Source organism: Streptomyces sp. NPDC055140 (assembly GCF_053607285.1).
In genome coordinates this window covers 246,796-271,724 of record NZ_JBSGTG010000010.1, presented here as the reverse complement: position 1 = coordinate 271,724, position 24,929 = coordinate 246,796, and the positions used below count along the sequence as shown (strand labels likewise).

Annotated in this window: 24 protein-coding genes; 9 read left to right on the top strand and 15 right to left on the bottom strand. The window is 72.1% G+C overall.

Going from position 1 to position 24,929, the window contains the following annotated elements; genetic code table 11:
• Window positions 1-16: 16 nt before the first annotated feature.
• The 6 genes from ACWFR4_RS21500 to ACWFR4_RS21475 form a co-directional block, all read right to left on the bottom strand.
• On the bottom strand, window positions 17-1,444 hold the full coding sequence (locus ACWFR4_RS21500) for an aminobutyraldehyde dehydrogenase (protein WP_453653994.1): 1,428 nt from the start codon (window positions 1,442-1,444) through the stop codon (window positions 17-19).
• The gene (locus tag ACWFR4_RS21495) at window positions 1,437-3,110 is read right to left on the bottom strand and encodes a thiamine pyrophosphate-dependent enzyme (RefSeq protein WP_453653992.1); all 1,674 of its coding nucleotides are present in this window, start codon (window positions 3,108-3,110) and stop codon (window positions 1,437-1,439) included. The genes ACWFR4_RS21500 and ACWFR4_RS21495 overlap by 8 nt, the downstream gene beginning before the upstream one ends.
• Complete coding sequence (locus tag ACWFR4_RS21490; protein ID WP_453653990.1) at window positions 3,107-4,468, bottom strand: MFS transporter; 1,362 nt, start codon at window positions 4,466-4,468, stop codon at window positions 3,107-3,109. Before ACWFR4_RS21490 ends, ACWFR4_RS21495 begins: the two co-directional genes overlap by 4 nt.
• A gap of 62 nt (window positions 4,469-4,530) precedes the next feature.
• Window positions 4,531-6,186 (bottom strand): amidohydrolase, encoded by a 1,656-nt coding sequence (locus ACWFR4_RS21485; RefSeq protein ID WP_453653988.1) that lies wholly within the window; start codon window positions 6,184-6,186, stop codon window positions 4,531-4,533.
• A gap of 16 nt (window positions 6,187-6,202) precedes the next feature.
• Complete coding sequence (locus tag ACWFR4_RS21480; RefSeq protein ID WP_453653986.1) at window positions 6,203-7,888, bottom strand: urease subunit alpha; 1,686 nt, start codon at window positions 7,886-7,888, stop codon at window positions 6,203-6,205.
• Window positions 7,885-8,478: an urease subunit gamma gene (locus ACWFR4_RS21475; RefSeq protein WP_453466050.1), complete on the bottom strand. Its 594-nt coding sequence runs from the start codon at window positions 8,476-8,478 to the stop codon at window positions 7,885-7,887. Before ACWFR4_RS21475 ends, ACWFR4_RS21480 begins: the two co-directional genes overlap by 4 nt.
• 123 nt (window positions 8,479-8,601) lie before the next feature.
• On the opposite strand from ACWFR4_RS21475, the gene ACWFR4_RS21470 reads away from it, so the two are divergent.
• The 6 genes from ACWFR4_RS21470 (at window position 8,602) to ACWFR4_RS21445 (ending at window position 13,751) form a co-directional block, all read left to right on the top strand.
• Window positions 8,602-9,801 carry a helix-turn-helix domain-containing protein gene (locus tag ACWFR4_RS21470; protein ID WP_453466052.1) on the top strand — a complete coding sequence of 400 codons (1,200 nt, stop codon included), beginning with the start codon at window positions 8,602-8,604 and terminating at the stop codon, window positions 9,799-9,801.
• Window positions 9,798-10,301 (top strand): Lrp/AsnC family transcriptional regulator, encoded by a 504-nt coding sequence (locus ACWFR4_RS21465; protein WP_266570529.1) that lies wholly within the window; start codon window positions 9,798-9,800, stop codon window positions 10,299-10,301. The genes ACWFR4_RS21470 and ACWFR4_RS21465 overlap by 4 nt, the downstream gene beginning before the upstream one ends.
• 144 nt (window positions 10,302-10,445) lie before the next feature.
• Window positions 10,446-11,246 carry a dimethylargininase gene (ddaH, locus tag ACWFR4_RS21460; protein WP_453653984.1) on the top strand — a complete coding sequence of 267 codons (801 nt, stop codon included), beginning with the start codon at window positions 10,446-10,448 and terminating at the stop codon, window positions 11,244-11,246.
• The gene (rocD, locus tag ACWFR4_RS21455; RefSeq protein ID WP_453653982.1) at window positions 11,243-12,466 is read left to right on the top strand and encodes an ornithine--oxo-acid transaminase; all 1,224 of its coding nucleotides are present in this window, start codon (window positions 11,243-11,245) and stop codon (window positions 12,464-12,466) included. The genes ddaH and rocD overlap by 4 nt, the downstream gene beginning before the upstream one ends.
• A 108-nt stretch (window positions 12,467-12,574) precedes the next feature.
• Window positions 12,575-13,270 (top strand): alpha/beta hydrolase, encoded by a 696-nt coding sequence (locus ACWFR4_RS21450; RefSeq protein WP_453653980.1) that lies wholly within the window; start codon window positions 12,575-12,577, stop codon window positions 13,268-13,270.
• A 100-nt stretch (window positions 13,271-13,370) separates the two neighbouring features.
• Entirely contained in the window at window positions 13,371-13,751 is a 381-nt protein-coding gene (locus tag ACWFR4_RS21445; protein WP_453466060.1) for a VOC family protein, read from the top strand.
• Window positions 13,752-13,775: 24 nt separating this feature from the next.
• Here the strand turns inward: ACWFR4_RS21445 and ACWFR4_RS21440 are convergent, their stop codons facing one another.
• The 3 genes from ACWFR4_RS21440 to ACWFR4_RS21430 form a co-directional block, all read right to left on the bottom strand.
• Complete coding sequence (locus ACWFR4_RS21440) at window positions 13,776-14,834, bottom strand: LLM class flavin-dependent oxidoreductase (RefSeq protein ID WP_453466062.1); 1,059 nt, start codon at window positions 14,832-14,834, stop codon at window positions 13,776-13,778.
• Window positions 14,834-15,370, bottom strand: a complete 537-nt coding sequence (locus ACWFR4_RS21435) for an SRPBCC family protein (protein ID WP_453653978.1) — start codon at window positions 15,368-15,370, stop codon at window positions 14,834-14,836. Before ACWFR4_RS21435 ends, ACWFR4_RS21440 begins: the two co-directional genes overlap by 1 nt.
• A gap of 126 nt (window positions 15,371-15,496) precedes the next feature.
• Window positions 15,497-15,994, bottom strand: a complete 498-nt coding sequence (locus ACWFR4_RS21430) for a winged helix-turn-helix transcriptional regulator (protein WP_453466066.1) — start codon at window positions 15,992-15,994, stop codon at window positions 15,497-15,499.
• Between the two features lie 199 nt (window positions 15,995-16,193).
• Here ACWFR4_RS21430 and ACWFR4_RS21425 point away from each other — a divergent pair, with 199 nt between their 5' ends.
• Together ACWFR4_RS21425 and ACWFR4_RS21420 are read left to right on the top strand one after the other, a co-directional pair.
• On the top strand, window positions 16,194-17,063 hold the full coding sequence (locus ACWFR4_RS21425) for an AAA family ATPase (protein WP_453466068.1): 870 nt from the start codon (window positions 16,194-16,196) through the stop codon (window positions 17,061-17,063).
• The gene (locus tag ACWFR4_RS21420; protein ID WP_453653976.1) at window positions 17,060-18,502 is read left to right on the top strand and encodes a vWA domain-containing protein; all 1,443 of its coding nucleotides are present in this window, start codon (window positions 17,060-17,062) and stop codon (window positions 18,500-18,502) included. Before ACWFR4_RS21425 ends, ACWFR4_RS21420 begins: the two co-directional genes overlap by 4 nt.
• 101 nt (window positions 18,503-18,603) lie before the next feature.
• On the opposite strand, the gene ACWFR4_RS21415 is transcribed toward ACWFR4_RS21420, so the two are convergent.
• On the bottom strand, window positions 18,604-19,263 hold the full coding sequence (locus tag ACWFR4_RS21415) for a TOPRIM nucleotidyl transferase/hydrolase domain-containing protein (protein WP_453653974.1): 660 nt from the start codon (window positions 19,261-19,263) through the stop codon (window positions 18,604-18,606).
• A gap of 80 nt (window positions 19,264-19,343) precedes the next feature.
• Here ACWFR4_RS21415 and ACWFR4_RS21410 point away from each other — a divergent pair, with 80 nt between their 5' ends.
• The gene (locus ACWFR4_RS21410) at window positions 19,344-19,973 is read left to right on the top strand and encodes an alpha-ketoglutarate-dependent dioxygenase AlkB (protein WP_453653972.1); all 630 of its coding nucleotides are present in this window, start codon (window positions 19,344-19,346) and stop codon (window positions 19,971-19,973) included.
• A gap of 97 nt (window positions 19,974-20,070) precedes the next feature.
• On the opposite strand, the gene ACWFR4_RS21405 is transcribed toward ACWFR4_RS21410, so the two are convergent.
• From ACWFR4_RS21405 to ACWFR4_RS21385, 5 genes are read right to left on the bottom strand one after another with little or no spacing between them, the layout of a single operon-like run.
• A complete protein-coding gene (locus tag ACWFR4_RS21405; protein WP_453653970.1) occupies window positions 20,071-20,598 on the bottom strand; it encodes a flavin reductase family protein in 528 nt (175 codons plus the stop codon).
• 31 nt (window positions 20,599-20,629) lie between these two features.
• Window positions 20,630-21,382 (bottom strand): alpha/beta hydrolase, encoded by a 753-nt coding sequence (locus tag ACWFR4_RS21400; RefSeq protein ID WP_453468670.1) that lies wholly within the window; start codon window positions 21,380-21,382, stop codon window positions 20,630-20,632.
• Window positions 21,379-22,479, bottom strand: coding sequence for an LLM class flavin-dependent oxidoreductase (locus ACWFR4_RS21395; RefSeq protein WP_453654038.1), 1,101 nt, complete (start codon window positions 22,477-22,479; stop codon window positions 21,379-21,381). The genes ACWFR4_RS21400 and ACWFR4_RS21395 overlap by 4 nt, the downstream gene beginning before the upstream one ends.
• Before the next feature lie 26 nt (window positions 22,480-22,505).
• On the bottom strand, window positions 22,506-23,747 hold the full coding sequence (locus ACWFR4_RS21390; RefSeq protein ID WP_453653968.1) for an acyl-CoA dehydrogenase family protein: 1,242 nt from the start codon (window positions 23,745-23,747) through the stop codon (window positions 22,506-22,508).
• The gene (locus tag ACWFR4_RS21385; protein WP_453653966.1) at window positions 23,744-24,895 is read right to left on the bottom strand and encodes an LLM class flavin-dependent oxidoreductase; all 1,152 of its coding nucleotides are present in this window, start codon (window positions 24,893-24,895) and stop codon (window positions 23,744-23,746) included. The genes ACWFR4_RS21390 and ACWFR4_RS21385 overlap by 4 nt, the downstream gene beginning before the upstream one ends.
• Window positions 24,896-24,929 lie beyond the last annotated feature (34 nt).

Sequence of the window (24,929 nt, the reverse complement as noted above, 5' to 3'; positions counted from 1 at the left end):
GCAACGGCGGTGCGCGTCAGGGGGCGGCGTGCGCGGCCATGACGTGCTTGATCCGCGTGTAGTCGTCGAAGCCGTAGCGGCTCAGGTCGCGGCCGACGCCCGACTGCTTGTATCCGCCGTGGGGCATCTCGGCGAGGACCACCTGGTGGCAGTTCAGCCAGACGCAGCCGAAGTCCAGCTCGGCGCTCAGTCGCATGGCGCGCCCCAGATCGGCGGTCCAGACGCTGGATGCCAGGCCGAAGTCGACGCCGTTGGCCAGAGCGACGGCCTCTTCCTCGGTGTCGAAGGGCTGGACGGTGACGACGGGGCCGAAGATCTCCCCCTGCACCACGTCGTCGTCCTGCCGGACGCCGGAGAGGACGGTGGGCGGGAAGAAGTACCCGGGGCGGTCGAGGCGCGTGCCCCCTGTCTCGACGTGCGCATGCTCGGGAAGCGTCGCGATGACGGACTCGACGCGCGCCGCGTGGGCGGCGCTGTTGAGGGGGCCGTAGAAGGCGTCCTCGTCCGGCGCACCGGTAGCCGTGTCGCGTGCGGCGTCGACGAGAGCCGTCAACAGGGCGTCGTGGGCCTCGCGTTGGACCAGGATCCGGGTGACGGCGGTGCAGTCCTGGCCGCCGTTGAAGAAGGCGGCGTCGGCGAGGGCGCGGGCCGTGCGGACGGGGTCGACGTCGGCGAAGACGACGGCCGGGGCCTTGCCGCCCAGCTCGAGGTGGACGTTCTTGACCTCGCGCGAGGCCTCGGCCATGACCTCGGAGCCGGCCCGGGTGCTGCCGGTGATGGCCACCATGTCGACGTCCGGGTGGGCGACGAGCGCGCGTCCGGTGTCCCGGTCGCCACACACGATGTTGACGACGCCCGGCGGGAAGACGCGCGCGGCGAGTTCGCCGAGCAGGACGGTCGACCAGGGCGTGGTGTCGGACGGCTTGAGGACCACCGTGTTGCCCGCGGCGAGCGCGGGGCCGAGCTTCCACACGGCCATCATCAGCGGATAGTTCCAGGGCGTGACCTGGGCGACGACGCCCACGGCCTCGCGGCGGACGTACGAGGTGTGGCCCTCCGCGTACTCGCCGGCGGCGACGCCCTCCAGGACCCGCGCGGCGCCCGCGAAGAAGCGCAACTGATCGGCGCCACGGCCGACTTCGAGGGTCCGGGTCGTCTCGCGCGGCTTGCCGGTGCTGCGCACCTCCGCGTCGACCAGACGGTCCGCGTGCTCGGTCACCAGGTCGGCCAGGCGCAGGAGTGCCTCCTGCCTCTGGGCCGGGGTGCTCCGGCGCCAGGCGGGCAGGGCGCGCCGTGCGGCGGCCACGGCCGCGTCCACCTGAGTGGCGGACGAGCGGGGCGCGGTGCCGTAGACCTCTCCGGTGGCGGGGTCGGTCAGCTCCATGCGGTCGGCTACCTCGGCGCTGCGGCCGTCGACGATGTTGTGCAGGGTCAGGTCAGACATGGCAGCTCTCCTTGCGCAGGGAGGCGACGGTGACGCCGGGGGCGAGACGCCCGTCGGTCACCTTCAGCTCGATGAGGGCGGCCTTGCCGCTGCCGAGGGACCGCTGGAGCGCGGGCCCGAACTCGTCCGTGACGGTGACGGTTTCGCCGTGGGCGCCGAAGGCGCGGGCGTACGCGGCGAAGTCGGGGTTGCCGAGGGCGGTGCCGCTGACCCGTCCCGGGTAGGCCTGCTCCTGGTGCTGGCGGATGGTGCCGTACTTGGCGTTGTTCAGCACGATGATCAGCGGCTTGGCGCCCTCGGCCACGGCGGTGGCGAGCTCCTGACCGTTCATCAGGAAGCAGCCGTCGCCCGCGACGGAGACGACAAGGCGGTCCGGATCGTGGATCGCGGCGGCCACGGCTGCGGGTATGCCGTATCCCATGGATCCGTTGCGGGGGGCGAGTTGGCGTGTGCCGTCGTGGTACGTGAGGAAGCGCTGCGCCCAGATGGCGTGGTTGCCGGCGCCGAAGGTGATGACGGCGTCCGCGGGGAGCCGGTCGTCGAGGGCGGTGAAGACGGTGGCCAGGTCGAGCGGATCCTCCTCCGGGACCGGGGTGCGGAATGCCAGATGCGCGGCCCTGTCCTGCTTGGTCCGCACGGCCCACGGCAGGGGGCTGCCAGGGCGCAGGGTGCGTACCGGGTCGGCGAAGGCCTCGGGGGCGGCGAGCAGGGTGAGTGCGGCGGGGTACAGGGCGCCCGGCGGCTGCGGTTCGGGCAGCACCTGGACGAGCCGCGGTCCCGTGCCGTCGGTGGGGAGCAGCGTGAATCCGTCGGTCGCGACGTCACCCGGTGCGGTCCCGACGGCCAGCAGGAGGTCGGCCTCGCGCACTCGCCGGGCGAGCGCGTCGTCGCGTCCGTAGCCGAGCGGACCGACGTACACCTCGGACTCGTTGTCGATGAGGTCCTGGCAGCGAAAGTCCACGGCCACGGGAAGGGACCATGCCTCGGCCCAGTCCCGTACGGCGGCGCGGGCGTGCGGGGTCCAGCGGCCGCCACCGAGGAAGAGGAGGGGTCGCTCGGCTGTCGTCAACAGCCCTTCCAGGCAGGCGAGTTCGGCAGAGGTGACGCCGCCGCCAGGGACGGGCAGCGGGATGGCGTCGGCTACACCGACGACGTCCGTGAGCATGTCCTCCGGCAGGCCCAGGACCACGGGTCCCGGCCGGCCGCTGCTCGCGACGGCGAAGGCCCGGGCGACGTACTCGGGGATGCGCGCGGCGTCGTCGATGGTCTCGACGAGCTTGGCGCTCGCGCCGAACGTGCCGCGCAGGTCGAGCTCCTGGAAGGAGGCCCGGTCGGCGTGGCCGCGTGGCACCAGGCCGATGAAGAGGATCATCGGCGTGGCGTCCTGGTACGCCGTGTGCAGGGCGACCAGCGCGTTGGTGGCCCCGGGGCCCCGGGTCGTGAAACAGACTCCGGGGCGCCCGGTGAGCTTTCCATGGGCCTCCGCCATGTAGGCGGCCCCGCCTTCGTGGCGGCAGACGACCATATGGACGGGGGCGTCGTGCAGGGCGTCGAGCGCGGCGAGGTAGCTCTCGCCGGGCACGCCGTAGACGGTCTCGACGCCGTGCGCGGACAGCTGGTCGATGAGGACCTGGCCGCCGGGACGGGCGGGGTGGTGCTGGGTCATGCGGTGGCCTTCTGAGGTGCGGAGGTGTGCTCGGACGGGGTGGCGGACCGGCTGCCGAGCAGCGGGCCGGCCAGGAAGGAACCGGCCGCGGTGCAGGCGGCGATCAGGACGAGGAGGAGGGCGACACCCCAGGACGCGCCGTCGGTGACGCCGGTCAGCCAGGCGGCGATGAGCGGGACGAAGCCGCCGAGGACACCGGAGAGGTTGTACGACATCGCGACGGCGCTGTAGCGGAAGGTGTCCGGGAACAGGTCCGTGACGACGGCGCCGATGGTGGCGTACGGGATGGAGATGACGGCGACGCCGAGCGTCACACCAAGGATGACGAGGGCGGTCTGCCCCGTGTCGACGAGCCAGAAGACCGGGAAGGCGACCAGGACAGACAGCACACCGCCGACGGCGCACACCTTCCACGGGCCGACGCGGTCCGCGATCCGGCCGCCGATGTAGATCACGACCATCTCGGCCACGGCGGCAAGGAGCGTGGCATTCAGCATCACGGACTTCGCGATGCCGAGCTGTTCGGTGCCGTACGAGATCATGAAGGTGGTCAGCAGGAAGAAGCCGCCGATGCCGAGGAAGGCCGCGAGCACGCTGATGATCATGCGGCCCCAGGTCTTGCGGAAGGCCTCGACGAGGGGTGCGGGCGCGGGGCCGTTCTTCTCGGCGTCCTCGGTCATGGCGCGGAAGACCGGGGACTCCTCGATGCGCAGGCGCAGGTAGAGCGCGAAGACGAGCAGGCCGAAGGCGGCGAGGAACGGGATGCGCCAGCCCCACGCGTAGAAGGCGTCGTCGGGCAGCAGGCCGACGAGGGCGAAGGCACCACTGGACAGCAACGTGCCTACGGGTGAGCCGAGTTGGGGCACCGCCGAGTAGGTTCCGTGCTTCTCCTTCGGCGTGTGTTCCAGGGTCAGGAGCATCGCGCCGCTCCACTCCCCGCCGACCGAGATGCCCTGCACGAAGCGGAGTACGGCGAGCAGGACGGGGGCCCAGATGCCGATGGTGTCGTACGACGGGAGGAGGCCGATGCAGCCGGTGGCGACGCCCATCATGACGACCGTGATGATCAGCGCGGCCTTGCGTCCGTAGCGGTCGCCGATGTGGCCGAAGACCGCGGCGCCGACGGGCCGGGCCGCGAAGCCGACTGCGAAGGTCACGAAGGAGGCGATGGTGGCCGTCGTGGCGTCGAGCGAGGGGAAGAACAGCTTGTTGAAGACGAGCGCGGCCGCGGTGCCGTAGAGGAAGTAGTCGTACCACTCGAGGGCGGTGCCGATGAACGCGGCGGACAGGAGGCGCTTGATGTCGGCGGTGCCGGCGACGGTGCGGCCTGTTGGCGGCGTCGTGCTGTTGGAGCTCACGGAATCTCCCGGGGGACGGTGACCGCTGGGCGGTCGGGGGACGGTGGAGCGGGGAGGGTGCCTCAGGTGGAGGCGGTCAGGCCGAGCGGGTCGTGGGCGACGGTGCCCCCGACGGAGGTGGCCAGGATCCGGATCGCACCGATGCGGTCCGGCGGGATGCGGGTGGGGTCGGCGTCCAGAACGGTGAAGTCGGCCAGGTAACCGGGGCGGAGGACGCCCTTGCGGTCGCCGTAGCCCGTGGCGTGCGCGGAGCCGACGGTCCAGGCACGCAGCGCGGCGAGCGCCGTGACGCTCTCGTCCGCGCCATAGGGCGCGCCGGTCTCGGTGAGGCGTTCCACCATGGACTGCATCGCGGGCAGCGGGGCGCCGGGAGCGACCGGCCGGTCGGAGCTTCCGGGCACGACAATGCCCAGGTCGAGCAGGGAACGCAGCCGGTACGACCACGGGGTGCGCTGCGGCCCGAGCGCCGCCGCCATGGCGTCGCCGAAGGCGTACAGGAAGTTGTGCTGCGGCACGGGCACGGCGCGCAGCTCGGCGAAGCGGGCCAGCTGATCGGGGCGTACGACGCCGGCGTGCTCGATCCGGTGCCGCGCCTCGGGGCGTGGGTGGGCCCGTTGGGCACGGGCGAAGGTGTCCAGTGCGAGGTCGACGGCCCGGTCGCCGATGGCGTGGGCCGCGACGGTCCAGCCGGCCCGGTGGACGGCCACCACAGTGTCGGCCATGACCTCGGGATCGCTCTGGAAGTAACCGGTGGTGGATGTGTCGTGGGGGCAGCCGCAGAACGGTTCGGTGACGGCGGCGGTGCGGCCGAGCAGCGAGCCGTCGAGGAAGATCTTGACGGGTCCCAGCGAGAGCCGGTCGTCGCCGAAGCCGGTGCGCATGCCGAGGTCGAGGCCGAGGGTGATGGCGTCGTCGGCGTGAGCGGTGAGGGGGTGCAGCACGTCGGAGGCGGCCATCACCTGGGCCCGGGCGTGCAACGTGCCTCTTTCGCGGGCGAGTTGGTAGGCGGCGAGCTCCACCGGGCTGTGCCCGATCCAGCCGCCGCCGATGCCGGCCTCGGTGAAGCTGGTGACGCCCTCGGCGAGGTAGTGCCGGGTGGCGGCGCCGATCGCGTCGGCGAGGGTGGCCACGGGGTAGGGCAGCACCTGGCGTTGCACGAGCTGCTGCGCGGTCTCTTCGAGGAGTCCGTCGGGCCGCCCGTCCGCGTCCCGGGCGACGACGCCGCCGGTGGGGTCGGCGAACCCGTCGGTGAGCGCGCCGGCCTTCTCCAGAACGGGTGAGTTGACGACGCAGGCGTGTCCGGAGGTGTGCTTGAGCCAGACGGGGCGGCCGCCCGCCGCACGGTCGAGGGCGTCGCGGTGCGGCTGGACGCCGCCGAGCTTGTGGTGGTCCAGTCCGGCGCCGATCACCCACGCGTCCGGCGGCAGGCCTTCCGCGTGGTCGGCGACGGCGGCGTACACCTCGTCCACCGACCGGGTCTTGGACAGGTCGAGCTGGGCGAGGGTGAGGCCGAACCACGCGGTGTGGCAGTGGGCGTCGTTGAAACCGGGGACGAGGGTGGCGCCGCCCGCTTCCAGGACGCGGCGCGCGGGCAGGTCTTCGACGTCGTCGTCGAGTCCCACGATCCTGCCGTGCAGGACTCCCAGGGTGCGGGCGGTGGGCCGGTCGTCGTCGAGGGTGAGGATGCGCGCGTTGCGCACCAGCAGATCGAGGAGCATGGGGTGGGTCCGTCCCTCAGGCGAAGTGGTGCAGTTGGGCGAGGGGCAGTTCGGTGACGGCGTCGGTTCCGGTGGGGATGTCGTCGACCAGGACCGGCGCGGGCTCGCGCGGCACGTGGACGCGTGGCGTGGCGGTGTTGTGCAGCATGTCGGCCCGGGTCAGGCCCCGTGCACCGATGATCGGCGCGTACTGCAGGCCTTGCGGGAGTGCGGCGCGGGCGGCCCGGTCCTCCAGTGCGGCCTGCGCGACGAAGATCCGCGAGAGGCGTGCGGGGGCGTCGCCGAGTGCGCCGAAGTAGGGGCGGTAGGTGCGGGGCTGGGTGAGGCGGGTGGAGCCGGAGCCCGATCCGGTGTTGCCCCAGGCCACGAAGCCGCCCTTGACGACCAGTTCGGGCTTGGTGCCGAACCACGCGGGGTGCCACAGCACGAGGTCGGCCATGCGGCCCGGCTGGAGGGAGCCCACCTCGTGGGCCAGGCCGTGCGCGATCGCCGGGTTAAGGGTGATCTTCGCCAGATAGCGCAACGCCCGTGCGTTGGCGGGGTGTTCCACTCCGCCGGCGCCGTTCGCGAGGGCCTGCACATGGGCGAGCTGCCAGGTCCTGCGTACGGTCTCGGCCATCCGGCCCATGCCCATGGAGTCGGAGTTGACGATGCTGATCGCGCCCAGGTCGTGCAGGGCGTTCTCCGCGGCGATGGCGTGGCCTCGGATGCGGCCCTTGGAGATCTCGATGTCGCTGGGCGAGTGGTGGTTCTGCCGGTGGACCGTCATCGTCATCGGGAAGAGCTCGCCGACGGTGTTGGCGGTGTACGGAACCGTCGGGGTCGTCGACGAGGGCAGGACGTTGGGCTCGGAGAGGATCTCCAGGAGGTCGGGGTGACCGCCGCCGCCCTCCACGTGGTAGGCGTGCACGGTACGGCCGCGGGTGGCGCCGATGGTGTCGCGCAGGTAGCCGGACTCGTTCATGGAGTCGGTGTGCATCGCGACGGGCAGGTCCGCCTGTTCCGCGGCGCCCAGGCACGTTTCGATGATGCGCGGGGTGGCCCCGAAGTCCTCATGGATCTTGAAGCCGCCGGCGCCCGCGAGTACGGACTCGTCGAGCAGGGCGCGCGAGGTGGAGGAACCCCGGGCGAGGAAGGCGATGTTGAGCGGGGTGCCGCGCCAGGACGCCATCAGGGTGTGCAGATTGTGCGCCGGGTTGCAGCCGATCTCCCACACGCCGCCGAGGCCCATGCCGACGAGCGTGGTGACTCCGGCGGACAGCGCGGCGGGCGCCACCTCGGGCGAGGAGAGGTGGACGTGGCTGTCCACGATGCCGGGGGTGGCGATCAGGCCCTCGCCCGGGATGACCGAGGTGTGCGAGTCGATGGCGAAGTCGACGTCCATCACGTCCGGGTTGCCGACGCCGCCGACGGAGACGATCCGGCCGTCCTTTATGCCGATGTCCGTCTTGCGGACGCCGAGCACCGGGTCCATCAGCACCACTCCGGCGACCACCATGTCGAGCGCGGAGTCCCGCTCGGAGCGGGGCGATGCCAGCAGTCCGTCGCGCACTGTCTTGCCGCAGCCGCCGAGCAGTTCGTCGCCCGGCGTGCCGTCGTCCCGCTCCACCTCGACCCACAGGCAGGTGTCGCCGAGCCGGATCCGGTCGCCGGTCGTGGGCCCGTAGAGGGCGTTGTACGTGCGGCGGTCGACCTGTGTCATGACGCCTCCTCATGGCGTGCCGTCACCACGTCGACTTCGCGTACGGCCCCGGGTTCGAAGGACAGTGCGGTGCCCGCCGGGATGTCGAGCCGCATGCCCGCGGCGGCCTCGCGGTCGAGCTCCAGGGCCGCGTTCACCTCGGCGAGCGGGTAGTGCGAGGACAGGTAGACGGTGCGGTCTCCGTTGTTACGGACGGTCAGCCGCGAGCGGACCCTGCCCGTGTTGATCAGGACCGGGTCGGGTGCGGTGCGGACGGCGCCCGGCCCCGGCTCGCCGCTTCCGCCCGCGGTGGGGATCGGGTGGTCGATCGCCACCAGCGACGTACCGCTCGGGAACAGCGCCTCGACCTGGATCGTGGTGACCATCTGCGGCACCCCGTCCATGACGTCGTCCTCGGTGAGGACCTTGCGGCCCGCCGCGATCACTTCGTCGAGGCTCAGGCCGTCCCAGGCGGCTTCGAGGACCTCGTCGCAGATCAGGGCGATCGCCTCCGGCGCGTTCAGCTTCCGCCCGCGCGCCCTGCGGCGGCGCGCGAGTTCCGCGACGGTGAACAGCTGGATCCGCTCCAGCTCGCGAGGGGTCAAATGCACAGTTTCCCGGCCCTCCATGCGGTGTAATTCCGGCCACGGCCTGCCGGACACTCCAAGAATTCACGGGGTGTGGCGCGAAGCCAACGTTGATTTGGCGCCGATGGGGCGGCCAGGATTGTGCACATGAACAGTGAGTCCATCCTCTTCCCACCTCCGGATCCCCGGGTCACCGAGCTGGCCCGGCGCTGCCTGGAGGACATCGACAGCCTCGTCGGCCTCTGGGTGGAGTGCGTACGGCCGGTCCGTGCCTCCTACGCGGACCGCGTCTCGGAGGAGGACTTCCGCGCCACGGCGTGGGAGGCGTTCGAGTTCCTGCTGCGCACGGTCGCCGGGCTGCCCCTGTCCGAGCGCATCGCCACCGTCTCCGAACGGGTCGGGGAGCGGCGCGCCCGTCAGGGTGTCCCGCTGGACTCCCTCCTCGCGGCGGCGCGCCTCGACTTCCGCGTCGTCTGGGCAGCTCTCGTCGACAAGGCGGGCGAGAAGGACAAGGCCGAGCTGGTGACGTCGGCGTACCACGTGTGGGAGGCCGTGGAGAAGCACGTCACCGGCATCATGACGGCGTACCAGCGCACCATTCTGGACATGGGTCGCCGTGCGGCGGACGAGCGGCGCATGTGGTTCGCCCGGCTCCTGGACAGCGAGGGCCGCAATCCGACGGTGGTGCGGGACGCCGCGCTCGCCCTCGGCTTCCAGGCCGACGACCGGTTCCTGTGCGCGGTGGCGCCGCCGCAGTACGGCGCGGGCCTGCGCAGGACCGCCACGGCGCTGCGCACGGCGGAGACTCCTGTCCAGCTGCAGGAGGTCGCCTCGGATCTGGTGCTCGCCGTGCAGCTGGGCCGGCGCACCACGGCGGAGTCCGTACTCGGGCTGCTCCAGGAGACGCCGTGCGGGGTCGCTTCCGCCGCGGCGGGCCTTGCCGCGGTGCCTCGTGCGGTGGTGCTCGCGACGGCCACGGCGCGCGTGCTGCCGTCGGACGCGGCGGGGCCCCGACGGCTTGAGGACAGCTGGCTCGATGTCCTGGTACAGCGCGCCGAGGGCTTCGGACGGGATCTCGCCGACGACGTCCTCAGCGGGCTCGACGCGGAAGCGGTGCCCGCCGGCGAGACGAAGCGCCTCCTCGATACCGTACGGTCGCATCTGGCCGGGACCGGGTCCGTCGCGGACACCGCGGCCGCCCTGTACTGCCATCGCAACACGATCCAGCAGCGGATCAACCGGTTCGCCGAGCTGACCGGCCGCGACGTGCGGCGCCCCGAGGACGCCGCTCTGGTGGCCCTCGCCCTGCGCGCCCGTGACCAGCACGAGAAGGACCACCGGCCATGAACAGCAAGCATGTGGCGTTCGACGACCTCGACCGCAAGATCGTCGCGGCCCTGATCGCCAACGCCAGGACGAGTTTCGCGGAGATCGGCGCGGCCATCGGCCTGTCCGCCACCGCCGTCAAGCGGCGCGCCGACCGGCTGCGCGAGAACGATGTCATCACCGGGTACACCGCCACGGTCCGGCCGGCCGCGCTCGGCTGGAGCACCGAGGCGTTCGTCGAGGTGTACTGCGACGGGGCGGCGCCGCCCCGTCGGCTCGCCGAAGTCGTGCGCAACCACCCGGAGATCACCTCCGCGATGACCGTGACGGGCGGCGCCGACGCGTTGCTGCACGTCAGGGCCACGGACGTCGGCCACTTCGAGGAGGTGCTCGAACGCATCAGGGCCGAGCCGTTCATCCGCAAGACGATCAGTTACATGGTGCTTTCCCACCTGCTGCCGGACAGCGCGGAGGCCGGCGCCCGAGAGCCCGCCCCCGACGACGCAGCAATCCAACGCTGACCTCCCATTCTGCGCAGCATTGCTGCGGGCATACGCATTCAACTGGTCTTGTCGAGCGCGACCGCCGCTTCCTACCGTGGAGAGACCCTCTGATGGTCGTCCCGCAGGAAGCGGAGGTACCCGTCTGTGCCCAGGCGCTATCTGGTGTGTGAGCCCAGATACTTCGACGTTCACTACGCCATCAACCCGTGGATGCGCGACGACGTGCGGGTCGACACCGCGCTCGCCCTCGCGCAGTGGCAGACCCTGATCGACGCCTACCGCGCGCACGGGCACACGGTCGAGACCGTGCCGCCGGTCCCGGGCCTGCCCGACATGGTGTTCGCCGCGAACTCAGCGCTCGTCGTGGCCGGCCGCGTCCTCGGCTCGAACTTCCACGCCGAGCAACGCCGCCCGGAGTCGGCGGAGTACGAGACGTGGTTCAAGGCGGCGGGCTACGACGTCCACCACCCGGCGTCGGTCTGCGAGGGCGAGGGCGATCTCGTACCGGTGGGCCGCTACGTACTCGCGGGCAGCGGATTCCGTACGACGCGTGCCGCGCACGACGAGGCGCAGGAGTTCTTCGGCGTACCGGTCATCGGACTGCGTCTGGTCGACCCGTACTTCTACCACCTGGACACCGCGCTGTTCGCCCTCGAAGACCCCGACGATGCCGACGATCCCGGCGGCGGCACGATCGCGTACTACCCGGAGGCGTTCTCGGCCGGGAGCCGCGAGGTGCTCGCGCGGCTCTTCCCGCGTGCCGTGCTCGCCACCCGCGACGACGCGATGGCCTTCGGCCTCAACTCCGTCTCCGACGGCCGCCACGTGTTCGTCGCCCCGCAGGCCACCGGGCTCATCGAACAGCTCGACCACCGCGGATACGTCCCCGTCCCCGTCGACCTCTCCGAGTTCCACAAGGCCGGCGGAGGCATCAAGTGCTGCACCCAGGAGATCCGTTCATGACCGTCGCCCCCGTCAAAGCCCCGCGTTCCTCGGCGGATCTCATCAGCGCCGAGACGCCGGTACTCGCGCACAACTACCACCCCCTGCCCGTAGTCGTCGCCCGCGCCGAGGGCACCTGGGTCGAGGACGTCGAGGGCCGCCGCTACCTCGACCTCCTCGCCGGATACTCGGCCCTCAACTTCGGCCACCGCCACCCGGCCCTGGTCGAGGCCGCCCACCGTCAGCTCGACCAGCTCACGCTCACGTCGCGTGCCTTCCACAACGACCGTCTGGCCGGCTTCGCCGAGGGCCTCGCGAAACTGACCGGCCTCGACATGGTCCTGCCGATGAACACGGGCGCCGAGGCCGTGGAGAGCGCCGTCAAGGTCGCCCGCAAGTGGGCGTACGAGGTCAAGGGCGTCCCCGCGGACCGGGCGACGATCGTCGTGGCGGACGGCAACTTCCACGGCCGGACGACCACGATCGTCAGCTTCTCCACCGACGAGTCGGCCCGCGCCGGGTTCGGGCCGTTCACGCCGGGCTTCCGCGTGGTCCCCTACAACGACCTGGCCGCGCTCGAGGCGGCGGTCGACGAGACGACGGCGGCCGTCCTGCTCGAACCCATCCAGGGCGAGGCCGGGGTCGTCATCCCGGACGACGGCTATCTCACCGGGGTACGCGATCTGACGCGGCGGGCCGGCTGTCTGTTCATCGCCGACGAGATCCAGTCGGGCCTGGGCCGCACGGGCCGCACGCTCGCCGTCGACCACGAAGCCGTACGCCCCGACATGCTGCTCCTCGGCAAGGCGCTCGGCGGCGGCATCGTGCCGGTGTCTGCGGTCGTCGCGGGACGGGACGTTCTCGGGGTGCTGCGGCCGGGCGAGCACGGCTCCACGTTCGGCGGGAACCCGCTGTCCGCGGCGGTCGGCTCCGCCGTCGTCGACCTGCTCGCCACGGGCGAGTTCCAGCGCCGGGCGGCCGATCTGGGCGAGGTGCTGCGCGCCGGGCTCGAGGCCCTCACCGGCAAGGGGGTCACGGGCTTCCGGGCCCGCGGGCTGTGGGCGGGCGTCGACATCGACCCGGCCATCGGCACAGGCCGCCGGATCAGCGAACTCCTCCTGGCCGAGGGCGTATTGGTCAAGGACACCCACGGCTCGACGATCCGCCTGGCCCCGCCCCTGACCATCACCCGCGAGGAACTGGAGTCGGCGCTCGCCGCGCTGGGGAGGGTGCTGGGATAGCCCTGGGATCCGAGGTCACGACCCCGCCACCGTCAGCGGTGGCCGGGCCGTGACCTCGGGCTTAGCGTGGGAGGGACCGCTCTCCCCGATCGAAATTGGTGTGTCGTCATGGCCGACAAGGCGACTGTCGTTCTGGTGCACGGGTTCTGGGGCGGCGCCGCCCACTGGGCCAAGGTCATCGTGGAGCTGCACAACCGCGGTTTCGGCTCTCTTCACGCGGTGGAGAACCCTCTGACCTCCCTGGCGGACGACGCCGAACGCACGCGCAAGATGGTCAAGCAGGTGGACGGCCCTGTACTCCTGGTGGGGCACTCCTACGGCGGCGCCGTCATCACGGAGGCGGGCGACCTGCCGAACGTGACAGGCCTCGTCTACGTCGCCGCATTCGCGCCCGACGCAGGCGAGAGCCCTGGGCAGATCAGCCAGGAACTGCCGCCCGCGGCGATCGAGAACCTCGCACCTGACTCCGACGGCTACCTGTGGATCAAGCAGGACAAGTTCCACGAGAGCTTCTGCCAGGACCTGCCAGCGGACGAGGCCCTCGTCATGGCCGTCACCCAGAAAGCACCCCTGGCCTCGACGTTCGGGGACAACGTGACCGCCCCCGCCTGGCGGGTCAAGCCGACGTGGTACCAGGTGTCGACGGACGACCGCATGATCAATCCGGCCGGCGAACGCCGCATGGCCGAACGGATGAACCCGCGGGCCGTCATCGAACTCGCCGCAGGGCACGCTTCGTTGGCCTCGCAGCCGACCGCGGTCGCGGACCTGATCGAAAGGGCGGCGAACGAACTCTCCGGCTGACCGAACTCCCCGGCCGACGGCACGGTGGGCCGCCCACGCAGCGACGGGCAGCGTTCGGGCGTGCGTCGACAAGCCGCCCGGTGCTTGATTGGGTTCCGCCATGCGCATCGACCGACTCGACCACTTCGTCCTCACCGTGCACGACCTCGACGCCACAGTGGCCTTCTACACGAAGGTCCTGGGCATGGAGGCGGTCACCTTCCGGGGCGGCCGCCGTGCGCTGGCCTTCGGCCACAGCAAGATCAACCTCCACGAGGCGGGCCGCGAGTTCGAGCCCAAGGCGGCCCGCCCCACTCCCGGCAGCGCTGACCTGTGCCTGATCGTCGATGAGCCCGTCGACCGGATCATCGCCGAACTGGCAAGCCATGGCGTCCCGTTGGAGGAAGGACCGGTGGAACGCACGGGCGCCACCGGCCCCGTCCTCAGCGTGTACGTGCGGGATCCGGACGACAACCTGATCGAGCTCAGCAACTACGCGTGAACAGCGGACCCGCACACGCCCCGACTAGCGCTCCTCGCGCCCCACGTCCCGTACGAGATCCAGCGCCCTGCCCAGCGTGGTCAGGCGGGCCTCCAGTGTGTCGCCGGCCGGGTAGAGGCGGACCGTGTCGACGCCCGCGGCGCTCCAGACCCGCAGGCGTTCGCGGACCATGGGCTCGGTGCCGATGAGGGTGGTGGCCAGGACCATGTCGTCGGTGACCAGTTCCGCGGCGCCGTCGCGGTCGCCCGCCTGCCAGCGGGCGCGGACCTCGGCCGCCGTGTCGGCCCAGCCCTGCCTGCTGTAGGCGTTGTTGTAGTAGTTGGTGGTCGCGGATCCCATGCCGCCCAGACTGAAGGCCAGTTCCTTCTTGCGGCCCGCGACCATCGCGCGCAGCGCGTCCTCGTCGTCGGCGAACGCCACCTCGGCGCCCTGGCAGATGTCCAGGTCCGACCGCTTACGGCCGGCTGCGGCGAGCCCCGCCTCCAGATGGTCGAAGTAGGCCCCCTGCGCGCCCTCGGGCACGAAGCTCGTGCCGAGCCAGCCGTCCGCGATCTCACCGGTCAGCCGCAGCATTTTGGGCGAGAGCGTGGCCAGATAGACGGGCAGGTCGTACTCGGCCCGCATCGACAGGCGCATCGGCTTCGCCTCGCCGCCGGGAAGCGGGAGGGTGAACTCCCGCCCCTCGTAAGCGAGTTTCTCTCCCGCCACCGCCTGCCGGACGATCTCGACGGTCTCGCGCATACGGGTCAGGGGCCGCGCGAAGGGGACCCCGTGCAGTCCTTCGATCACCTGCGGTCCCGAAGGGCCGAGTCCGAGCAGGAAGCGGCCTTCGGAGATGTTGGAGAGGGTGATCGCCGCGCGGGCTATCGCGGCCGGGGTGCGGGTGGCCAGCTGGATGATCCCGGAGCCGAGCAGCATCCTCTCCGTGCGCGCCGCGAGGTATCCGAGCGGCGAGGGGGCCTCCGAGCCCCACGCCTCGGCCACCCAGCAGATGTCCATCCCGAGCCGTTCGGCCTCGGTCACGAAGTCGACCGTCTCGCGCCAACTGCCGCCCGAGGCCTCGATCGTCGTGGACGTACGCATCACTCGCCCCGCCCTTCCGGAGCCGGGCCGCCCTCGGCCAGGTCCTTGATCGCGTCGAGCGTGGCGGTGATGCTCCGCTCGAACTCCCGCAGCCGCACGAACACGATCTTCTGCTCCTTCTCCGGCATCCGGTCGATCGCGTACGAGAGCCCGGAGCGGCCGGGGCCGAGCCGCATCCACTGGGCAAGCTCGGTGCCGCCGTCGTCGAGCGGTGTCAGGGTGAACTTCCATAGGGCGCTGGGATGTTCGGGGTCCTCGACCGCCCAGGCGAACACGCGGGGCGCCTCGAACCGGACGACGTACGAGGTGGTCTGCCACTCCCCCAGCGAATCGTGCTTGCTGTGTCCGGCGAATCGCGCGCCGAGCGTCGGTCCCGCCGCCCCGTCCAGCCAGGCGACCGACTGGAGTTCGGCGCTGAGCGTGGGCATCAGGTTGATGTCGGAGACCAACTCCCACACCCGCTCCGGCGACGCCAGGACCCTTCTGCGGACCTCGACCGTCGGTTTGTCGGCGTAGCGCGCGCCCGTCCACTCCATTGCCGGTTGCCTCTCCGTATGCGGGAAGTTCACTGTGCGGGTCCGTAAAAAAGCGACCCTGAGCATGAGAGTTGCGTAGATAGACTCACTCGTCAAGGGGGAAGGACAGGGCGGGACGACTGGTAGTCAGTCGGCGAAACGCGCCTTGATGTCAGGGCGTTCGGCCAGCCGGGGCGGATAGCCGGGGCCGATCCGGGGCCTCGTGTTCTCGGCCGTCATCGGCTCCTTGCACTCGCTGCACACGACCTCGGCGTGGCCCTCCTGGCCGCACCGGTCGTGGTGGAACACGACGGGCGGACCGGCCTCCTCCGCCAGCCAGCGGTCGCCCCAGCGGTTCATCGCAGCGAGCACGCCGAAGAAGTCGCGTCCCATGTCCGTGAGGACGTAGTCGTAGCGGACGGGCTCGTGCTGATAGGCGCGCTTCTCCATGAGCCCCTCGTCGACGAGGCGCCGGAGGCGGTCGGCCAGGGTGTTGCGCGCGATGCCGAGCTCCTCCTGGAACACGTCGAACCGCTTGATCCCGTAGAACGCCTCACGCAGGACGAGCGGCGTCCACCAGTCGCCGAGCAGGTCCATGGTGCGGGCGATGGAGCAGGGCCAGTTGGCAAAGGAGGTCCGCCTCATGCCGTCAGCATACGAGGGTCTCGGATTGAGACCCAGCAGTTCGGGCCCGCGAGGAGAGGTCGGTTCGGGCGTTCCGTACGGCTGTGGCACGTGACCTACGACGCAAACAACGCCTCCCTGTTGTGGAGGCCCTCGCGGAACTGATCCAGTGGCCGGAGACCAGCCGGCGCGCGGCGCCGCACGAGGAGGGGGCTCACCCATGACGTCCGGGTACTTCACGTCCGTCGACGATGTGTCCGCGCGGCTCGCCGCGACGGGCTACCTGGCGTCCCCCGCGGTGGCCACCACGGTCTTCCTCGCCGACCGCCTCGGCAAGCCGCTCCTCGTCGAGGGCCCCGCGGGCGTCGGCAAGACCGAACTGGCCAAGGCGGTCGCCGAGGTCGCGGGCGCCACTCTCGTCCGGCTCCAGTGCTACGAGGGCGTGGACGAGTCGCGCGCCCTGTACGAGTGGAACCACGCCAAGCAACTCCTGCGCATCACGGCGGGCCGCGACGAGTCGTGGGACGAGACCCGTACGGACATCTTCAGCGAGGAGTTCCTGCTGCCGCGCCCGCTGCTGACGGCGATCCGCGGCAGTGACCCGAAGGTGCTGCTCATCGACGAGACCGACAAGGCCGACGTCGAGGTGGAGGGCCTGCTCCTGGAGGTGCTCAGCGACTTCCAGGTCACGGTGCCCGAACTCGGCACGATCAGCGCGACGCGCCGCCCCTTCACCGTCCTCACCTCCAACGCGAGCCGCGAGCTGTCCGAGGCGCTGCGCCGCCGCTGCCTGTTCCTCCATATCGGCTTCCCCGAGGAGGAGTTGGAGCGCCGGATCGTACGTCTCAAGGTGCCGGGTCTCGACGAGGTGCTGGCGCAGGCCGTGGTGCGGGTGGTCGGCGCGCTGCGTGCGATGGACCTGCGGAAGGTGCCGTCGGTCGCGGAGACCATCGACTGGGCCCGCACGCTCCTCGCCCTCGGTGCCAGAACCCTCGACGAGGAGGTCGTACGCGACACGCTCGGCGTCGTCCTCAAGCATCAGGAGGATGTGCTGAAGGCGGCGGCCAAGCTGGACCTGGACGCCGTGTGAGCGCGACGGCGGCCGGCGTCCCCGAGCGGCTCACCGCGCTCGTGCAGGCACTGCGCTCGCACGGCGTCCGGATCGGCACCGGCGAGACCGTCGACGCCGGGCTCGCCGTCGAGGCGCTCGGCCTGACCGACCGTGAGCACCTGCGGGAGGGACTGGCGGCAGCGTTGCTGCACAGCGAGGGACAGCGGGCCGTCTTCGACCCCGTCTTCGATCTGTACTTTCCCCGGAGCGTCGGCGCCCCGCAAGACACACGGCACGAGCCGGGAGCCGGGCGTACGTGGCGGGACTCCGACACGGCCGACCTGCGTGAGCGGCTCGCCTCCGCGCTCGCCGCCAACGACCAGGAACTGCTCGACCAGTTGGCGGCCGAGGCGGTGGACGGCCTCGGCGGCTACGGCACGGCGAACGGGGCGGGCGGCTCGGGCGGGTCCGGAGGATCGGGTCCGTCCAGCCGCTCGGACGGCTGGTCCTCGCACCAGACGCTGGCGCGGCTGCGCCCGGAGACCCTGCTCGCCCGGATCCTCGCCGGGATCCGGTCCGGGGCGGCCGGCGAGGACGAGTTCACCGACCGGCTCCAGGCGGACGAGATCCGTCGCCGCATCCAGGCTTTCCGCGGGCGCGTGGGCAGCGAGGCGCGGCGCCGGGTCGCCGAGCGTCGCGGCACCGACGAGATCGCCCGCCGCGCGATCGCACCGACCGCCGACCGTGTCGACTTCCTCATCGCTGGGCGCGCCCAGCTGGACGAGCTGCGCCGGGCGGTTCAGCCCTTGGCCCGCAAGCTGGCCACCCGCCTCGCCGCCCGCCGGCGCCGGGCCGCGCGCGGGCGGATCGACCTGCGCCGCACGCTCCGTGGGTCCCTGTCGACGGGCGGCGTCCCGATGCGTCCCGTGCTGCGTCGCCGCCGCCCCGCCCGTCCCGAACTGGTCCTCCTGTGCGACGTGTCCGGCTCGGTCGCGGGGTTCGCCAACTTCACGATGCTGCTGGTGCAGGCGCTGCACGACCAGTTCAGCAAGGTGCGGGTGTTCGCCTTCGTCAACCGAGTCGACGAGGTGTCCGATCTCATCGGCCGCGACGCGGCCGGGCCCGAGGGGCTCAGCGCGCGCATCCTCTCGGCGGCGGCCGTGACGGGCTGGCACGGAAGCAGCGACTACGGCACGTCGCTGGGCGAGTTCGCCGAGCGGTACGCGGACGCGGTCGGCCCGCGCAGCACCGTGTTCATCCTGGGCGACGCCCGTACGAACATGAGCGACCCCAACACGGGGGCGCTGCGGGACGTCGCCGGGCGCGCCCGCAAGGTGTACTGGCTCAACCCCGAACGGCGCTCGCTGTGGGACACCGGCGACTCGGCGGCCGACACGTACGCGGAGATCGTCGAGATGCACGAGTGCCGCAACGCCCAGCAGCTGAGCGCGCTCATCGCGCGGCTGCTGCCTGTTTGACCGCCGTTCGCGGCGACGGAGTCAGTTGCGCGAGCCGGGGGCCTGACATGCGTACCGCAGTCGGCGGTGCCCGCCGGAGTCGGATGTGTTGCGTGCCGGAGTCAGACATGCGCGAGGAGCCGGTCCAGAGGGCGTGGCACCCGGTCGAGGTCGAGCCGCTCCACGAGTGAGCGCGCGTACTGCGCCTTGCGGCCGCTGTGCGTCCCCATGAACCGGCGCAACTGCCGCTCCACACCCCGGTCCCGCTGCGCCGGCTGCTTCTGGAAGGTGCGGAAGGACCTCAAGTCGCCCTCGATGTCCAGGACTTCCTGCACGGTGTCCGCACCGAGGCCGCGGATCAGCTCGTCCTCCAGGTCCGCGACACACACGTAGAAGCCGAGCTGCTCCATGTCCGCGTGGGTGAGGTGGGGGCGCGGGCCGGTCCGCTCCAGAACGCTGCGGAAGTAGTGCTCCTCCCCCGCGTCGCACAGCCCGGCGACGGTGACGTCGAGCCCGTCCGGGCCGCACACGGCGAGGAATCTCCCGATGCTCATCGCGCCGCCGAGCGGCAGCACCGCGACGCCCTCCTCGTCGAGGCTGCGTCCACGCCGCCGGGCCAGCGCCTCGACGGCGACCAGGTCGCTCTCCCCCTCGACCAGGACGACCTTGCGCACACCGGCCTCGACGGCCAGCTCGCGGGCCGCCTCTGCGACCGGCCCGTCGTCACCTCCGTGCGCCGCCCACACTCCGGCCGCCCGACGGAACCGCCTCATCTCGTCCACACGCCCAGTTTCGCAGGGCACGGGGTATCCGCGTCCAGCCAATTAGCGCACACGTTCGAATCCAGGAGTACGCTGTCCTCATGGCAACGCACCAACTCCAGGGGTCCCTGTTCGACCAGAGCGACGACGTGCGACTGCGCCCGCTGGACGGGGTCCGCAGGACCGTGCTCGGCGACGGCGCCTGGATCGACCTGCTGCCGGGCTGGCTCAGCGGCGCCGACGCCCTGTTCGAGCAGCTGGCCACGGACGTGCCGTGGAAGGCCGAGCGGCGGCAGATGTACGAGCGGGTCGTGGACGTGCCGCGCCTGCTCGCCTTCTACGGCGCGGGCGAGCCGCTCCCGCACCCCGTCCTCGACGAGGCCCGACAGGCACTGTCGGCGCACTACGCGGCCGAGCTCAGGGAACCGTTCACGACGGCCGGGCTGTGCCACTACCGCGACGGCCGCGACAGCGTCGCCTGGCACGGCGACCGCATCGGCCGCGGCGCCCGTGAGGACACCATGGTCGCCATCCTGTCCGTGGGTGCGCCGCGCGACCTGCTGCTGCGCCCCCGCGACGGCGGCGACGTGGTCCGCCGGCCGCTGGGCCACGGCGACCTGATCGTGATGGGCGGCTCCTGCCAGCGGACGTGGGAGCACGCCATCCCGAAGACGACGCGGGCCGCCGGCGGACGGATCAGCATCCAGTTCCGGCCGCACGGGGTGCAGTGACCGAGCTCGGCCGCCCGGATGCCGGACGACCGTCGGCGGTCGTCCCGCCCGGACAGGCGCACACGTCGCCCGCGTCAAGCACCCCGTGAGCGCCGCCTCAGGCCGTCAGCACCCCGGTCAGGCGCGAGGCAGCCGCGAACGCTCCGTCGTGGTGGACGAGGGCCGGTGCTTCCTCGTGGACCGCTCCCGCGTCGACCTCGCCGATCACGAGGAGGTGGTCGCCGACGTGCTGGCGGGTGACCACGCGGGCGGTGAGCCAGGCCGGGGCCGCTCGCAGGATGGGGAGGCCGCCCGGGTCGGGCGCGTGGTCGACTCCCTCGAACCGGTCCGCGCCACTGCGCGCGAACTGCGCCGCCAGGGCGGCGTTGTGCGTGCCCAGGAGGTGGACGGCGAAGCGGTCCGCGCGCCGGACCGCCTCGGCGGTGGACGCCGTCGCCCCGAGGCAGAAGGAGACCAGGGCGGGGCGCAGGGACACGGACGTGAAGGACGTCGCGGTGAAGCCGGCCGGGCCCGGCACGGTGATGACCGTGACGCCGGCCGCGTGGCGCCGCAGGGTTCGGCGCAGGATCTCGTCGGTGGCGGTGTCGTCCGCCCGGAGCGTGCGCGGTTCGGTGGACAGAGTCATCGTGTTTTCCCCTTCGTCGTGGGCGGCCGGGTCATTCGAGGGTGAGGACGGGCGCCAGGTCCGCGTCCGCGCGCAGGCGCTCCAGCCACACCACGACGGTGGCGGCGGTGGTGCGGTGCGACGCGTCGTTGAGGACGTCGTGACGGCCCTCGTGCAGGACACCGAGCGTGGCGCGGTCCAGTTCGGCGGTCAGGGCGCGGGCCAGGGCGAGCGGTGTGACGGGGTCCGCCGCACCGTGGAGGACGAGGGTGGGGAGGCCGGGGCGTGCGACGGTGCGAAGGGCGTCCGGTATGGGTTCGGACAGTCGGCCACGCGAGAACCCCGCGTCGTCCGTGAGCTTCTGACGGTGTGTCGGGCAGGCCGTACGCGCTTCGAGTTCCGCCTGCCAGTCGCCCGGATCCGCCGCGGCCGCGCCGTCCGTGGACGCGACGCCGGCAACGATCAGGCCCTGGAGCGGAGCTGCCGGATCGGCTTCGGCCGCGGCGTTCAGGGCCTGGAGGGCGCCCGTGTCGCTGCCGACGAGAACGACCGGGGTCGCCGGGTCGGGGCCGAGTGCCGCCGCGACCGACGCCTGGACAGCGTCGGCGGATGTGGACGGAACCGTGTCGAGGGCGTGGACCACATAGCCGTCGGTGGCGATGCGCCGGCCGAACCTCTCGTAGACCGGGCCGTGTTCACCCCGGCCCGGCAGGACGACGAGTGTGCCGCGCGGCGCGATGCCGGTGGGCGGCCGCCAGGTGTGCGCGGTGGATGTGGGGGCGGGGGTGGTGTCCAGGTCGGTCATCGGGTGCTTCCTGTGGGGGCGAGGGGCGCCGAGGCGCGGTGGGCGAGCTCCTGGCGGACGAGCGGGAGCAGGTGGCGGCCGTAGTCGACGGCGTCGTCGAGCGGGTCGAAGCCGCGGATGAGCAGGGTGGTGACTCCTATGTCGACGTAGTCGAGCAGCGCTTGGGCGACGGTCTCCGGAGTGCCCACGAGTGCGGTGGTGTTGCCGCCCGCGCCGGTCGCCACGGCGGTGGGGGTCCACAGGGCACGGTCGTGGAGGTCGGCCTTGGCGGCGGCCGCGAGGAGGCGTCGGGAGCCGGCGTTCTGCGGGGTGGTGCCGGTGTGGTGGCGGGCCTGGTCGAAGAAGGGGCGGCCCGAACCGGACTTGATGGTGTCGAGGATGCGGTGGGCCCGTTCCCAGGCGAGTTCTTCGGTCTGGGCGAGGATCGGACGGAACGAGACGCTGATGCCGGGCGGTTCGCTGCGTCCGGCGGCCTCTGCGGCGGCCCGGACGGAGGCGATCTGCTCGGCGGTCTCGGCCAGCGGCTCGCCCCAGAGCGCGAAGGTGTCGGCGTGCTTGGCGCCCACCCGGTAGGCGGCGTCCGAGGAGCCGCCGAAGTACAGCGGGATGCCAGTGTCGCGGAAGGGCAGGACGCCGGTGGCGTAGTCGTCGAAGCGGTAGTGGCGGCCTTCATGGCTGAAGGCGTCGGTGGAAGACCAGGCTCGGCGCAGGATGCCGAGGTACTCGTCGGTCCGGTCGTAGCGTTCCTCCTTGTCCAGGTAGTCGCCGTCGCGGCGCTGCTCGGCGTCGTTGCCACCCGTGATGGTGTGCACGGCGACGCGCCCCTCGGTGAACTGGTCGAGGGTGGCGAAGCTCCGCGCCGCCAGCGTGGGGGCGATGAAGCCCGGCCGGTGCGCGATGAGCAGTCCCAGGCGTTCGGTGCGGGCGGCCACGTGCGCGGCGACCTGGAGGCCGTCCGGCCGTGACGAGCTGTAGCCGATGAGGATCCGGTCGAATCCCGCGTCCTCATGGGCGCGGGCGAAGCGGGTGGTGTAGGCGGCGTCGACGAGCGGTCCTGCTGCGGGCCGGGTCTCGGAGGCGTCCTGGGTACCGATCATGCCGATGAACTCGACGGAGGGGCTGGTCACAGGTAGGGGCCTTTCGGTGCGGAGGTGCGGGCGGGGGCAGGGGCTGCGCCGCGGTCGAGAGCGGCGTGGCCCGCCGCGAGGAGGACGGAGTCGTCCTGGGGTGTGTGGACGCGGCTGCACAACACGTCCCGGTAGTGGCGTTGCAGCGGGTTGGCGCGGGTGAGCCCGTGGTTGCCGGTGAGGGCCAGGGCCTGTTCGACGGCGGTGACGGCGGCGCGGGTCCCGGTCACCTTGGCCATCCCGGCCTGGACCGCGGCCTGTTCGTCGCCCGCGTCGACCCGGGCGGCGAGTGCGTCGACAAGAGTGCCGGCGCCGGTGAGAGCGGTCTCGATCTCGCCGACCGCCGTCTGGAAGCGGGGCAGGCCGGCGAGCGGAGCGCCCAGGGCGGTGGGTACGCGCTCGTGCAGGAACCCGATGAGCCAGTCGCGGGCCGCGGACGCGACGCCGAGGTAGAGCGCGGTGAGGCCCAGCGCGTTCCAGGCGCCGGTGACGGCGTCGGGGCGGGCGCCGGGCACGGCTCCCGGGGTGGCGAGGCCGATGACGTCGGCGACGGGGACCCGCACGTCGTCGAACAGGACGTCGTCGCTGCGGCTCGCGCGCAGACCCACGTGGTCCCAGGTCGGCTCTACGGTGACCCCGGGGCTGCCCGCGCGAACGACGAACGTGCCGACACGTACGGGGTCCTCGTCGGTCCGCGCGAAGACCAGCATGCGGCTGAGGCCGACGGCTCCCGTCGAGTAGATCTTGTGGCCGGTGAGAAGCCAGTGGTCCCCGGCGCGGCGCGCGGTGGTGGCGGGCAGCCCGCCGCGCACGGGGCTGCCGAGTTCGGGTTCCACCCGCAGCGCGTTGACGAGGGCGGGGCCCGCCGCCGACTCGGCGAGGAGTTCGCGGTACGCGGCCGGCGGCCACCCGGGCGCACGGCCCTCCGCCGCATGCACGAACAGCGTCATGGCCGTGACCAGGGCGACGGCCGGGTCTCCCGCACCGAGGGCGCACAGAATACGGACGGTATCGGCCAGACCCGCGCCGGATCCGCCGTGCCGCGCCGCGACGGTCGCGGTGAGGAGCCCGGCGTCGTGGACAAGCGCGAACCCGTCGGTGGGGAAGGTCGCGTCACGGTCGTGTTCGGCGGCTCGGGCGGCGAGTTGGCGGGTGATGCCCGGCAGGCGGTCGAGGTCGGGAGGCGGAAGCGCGAGCGCCGGGGCCGGCGGCAGGGGGCCGCCGGGGGCGGGGGTCATGCGGGCACCACGGGGTCCTCCAGGGCGGCGGGGCTCGTGGTGCGCGCGCTCGCCGCGCGGACCAGGCCGATGAGGGTGCCGTAGTCGCGGGCATCGGCAAGGGGCGCGAAGCCTCGGATCAGCAGGGTGCTGACGCCGAGCGCCACGTAGTCGAGGAGCGAGTCGGCGACCTGTTCGTAACTTCCCACCAGCGCCGTCGAGTTGCCGGCCGCACCGGTGGTCTTCGCGATGGCGGTCCACAGTCGCTTGTCGTGCACGTCGCCCTGGGCCGCGTACTCCAGGAGCCGCTGGGAGCCGCGCTGTTCGCTGTGGTCGAGGGAGAACGCCTTGCGGGCCTCGCCCGCCCGCTCCTTCGTCAGTCGCAGAATCTCCCCGGCCCGTTCCCATGCCTCGGTCTCGGTGGCCGCCGGGATGGGGCGCAGGCTGACGCTGAACCGGGGGCTGCGGCCGTGCGGCGCGGCGGCGGCCCGCACCTCGCGGATGCGCTCGGCGATGCCGGCGAGGGGTTCGCCCCAGAAGGCGTACACGTCGGCGTGCTTCGCGCCGACCCGTACGGCGTCGGCGGAGGCACCGCCGAAGTAGACGGGCACCGGCGTGGCGGGCCGTACGGCGGAGTAGCCGCCCTTGACCCGGTAGAACTCGCCTTCGTGGTCGAAGGGGTCGGTGGCGGCCCACTCCTTGCGGACCACGTTCAAGTAGTCGTCGGTACGGCGGTAGCGGGTCGGCTTGTCACTGAAGTCACCGTCCCGGGCCTGGTCGGCGTCGTCTCCTCCGGTGATGACGTGGAGGGCGACGCGTCCGGGGTGGAAGGCGTCGAGTGTGGCGTACTTTCGGGCCGCGAGCGTAGGGGCGACGAAGCCGGGGCGGTGCGCGAGCAGCACGCCGAGGCGGTCGGTGTGGGTGAGGATCTGGTCGGCGACGGTGAACCCGTCGGGGCTCGCCGACGAGTGGGCGACGAGCACACGGTCGAAACCCGACTCCTCGTGGGCGCGGGCGAGTTCGCGCAGGTACGCGGGCTGGACGACGGGGCCGCTCGCGTGTCCGGCCTCGGTCTGGGCGGAGATGCCGTCGCGGGCCGCCGGGGGTGTCCCGGCGCCGCTCTCACTGGTCTCCTGGGTGGCGGCGATGCCGATGAACTCGATGGGCATGGTGGTGTGCTCCGGGGGCAAGGGGTGGGCGGCG

Bases quoted from the DNA above. Each gene is read 5' to 3' on its own strand.
- ACWFR4_RS21500 (WP_453653994.1), bottom strand. From the start codon at position 1,444: ATGTCTGACCTGACCCTGCACAACATCGTCGACGGCCGCAGCGCCGAG.
- ACWFR4_RS21495 (WP_453653992.1), bottom strand. From the start codon at position 3,110: ATGACCCAGCACCACCCCGCCCGTCCCGGCGGCCAGGTCCTCATCGAC.
- ACWFR4_RS21485 (WP_453653988.1), bottom strand. From the start codon at position 6,186: ATGCTCCTCGATCTGCTGGTGCGCAACGCGCGCATCCTCACCCTCGAC.
- ACWFR4_RS21480 (WP_453653986.1), bottom strand. From the start codon at position 7,888: ATGACACAGGTCGACCGCCGCACGTACAACGCCCTCTACGGGCCCACG.
- ACWFR4_RS21470 (WP_453466052.1), top strand. From the start codon at position 8,602: ATGAACAGTGAGTCCATCCTCTTCCCACCTCCGGATCCCCGGGTCACC.
- ACWFR4_RS21465 (WP_266570529.1), top strand. From the start codon at position 9,798: ATGAACAGCAAGCATGTGGCGTTCGACGACCTCGACCGCAAGATCGTC.
- rocD (WP_453653982.1), top strand. From the start codon at position 11,243: ATGACCGTCGCCCCCGTCAAAGCCCCGCGTTCCTCGGCGGATCTCATC.
- ACWFR4_RS21450 (WP_453653980.1), top strand. From the start codon at position 12,575: ATGGCCGACAAGGCGACTGTCGTTCTGGTGCACGGGTTCTGGGGCGGC.
- ACWFR4_RS21445 (WP_453466060.1), top strand. From the start codon at position 13,371: ATGCGCATCGACCGACTCGACCACTTCGTCCTCACCGTGCACGACCTC.
- ACWFR4_RS21440 (WP_453466062.1), bottom strand. From the start codon at position 14,834: ATGCGTACGTCCACGACGATCGAGGCCTCGGGCGGCAGTTGGCGCGAG.
- ACWFR4_RS21435 (WP_453653978.1), bottom strand. From the start codon at position 15,370: ATGGAGTGGACGGGCGCGCGCTACGCCGACAAACCGACGGTCGAGGTC.
- ACWFR4_RS21430 (WP_453466066.1), bottom strand. From the start codon at position 15,994: ATGAGGCGGACCTCCTTTGCCAACTGGCCCTGCTCCATCGCCCGCACC.
- ACWFR4_RS21425 (WP_453466068.1), top strand. From the start codon at position 16,194: ATGACGTCCGGGTACTTCACGTCCGTCGACGATGTGTCCGCGCGGCTC.
- ACWFR4_RS21410 (WP_453653972.1), top strand. From the start codon at position 19,344: ATGGCAACGCACCAACTCCAGGGGTCCCTGTTCGACCAGAGCGACGAC.
- ACWFR4_RS21405 (WP_453653970.1), bottom strand. From the start codon at position 20,598: ATGACTCTGTCCACCGAACCGCGCACGCTCCGGGCGGACGACACCGCC.
- ACWFR4_RS21400 (WP_453468670.1), bottom strand. From the start codon at position 21,382: ATGACCGACCTGGACACCACCCCCGCCCCCACATCCACCGCGCACACC.
- ACWFR4_RS21395 (WP_453654038.1), bottom strand. From the start codon at position 22,479: ATGATCGGTACCCAGGACGCCTCCGAGACCCGGCCCGCAGCAGGACCG.
- ACWFR4_RS21390 (WP_453653968.1), bottom strand. From the start codon at position 23,747: ATGACCCCCGCCCCCGGCGGCCCCCTGCCGCCGGCCCCGGCGCTCGCG.
- ACWFR4_RS21385 (WP_453653966.1), bottom strand. From the start codon at position 24,895: ATGCCCATCGAGTTCATCGGCATCGCCGCCACCCAGGAGACCAGTGAG.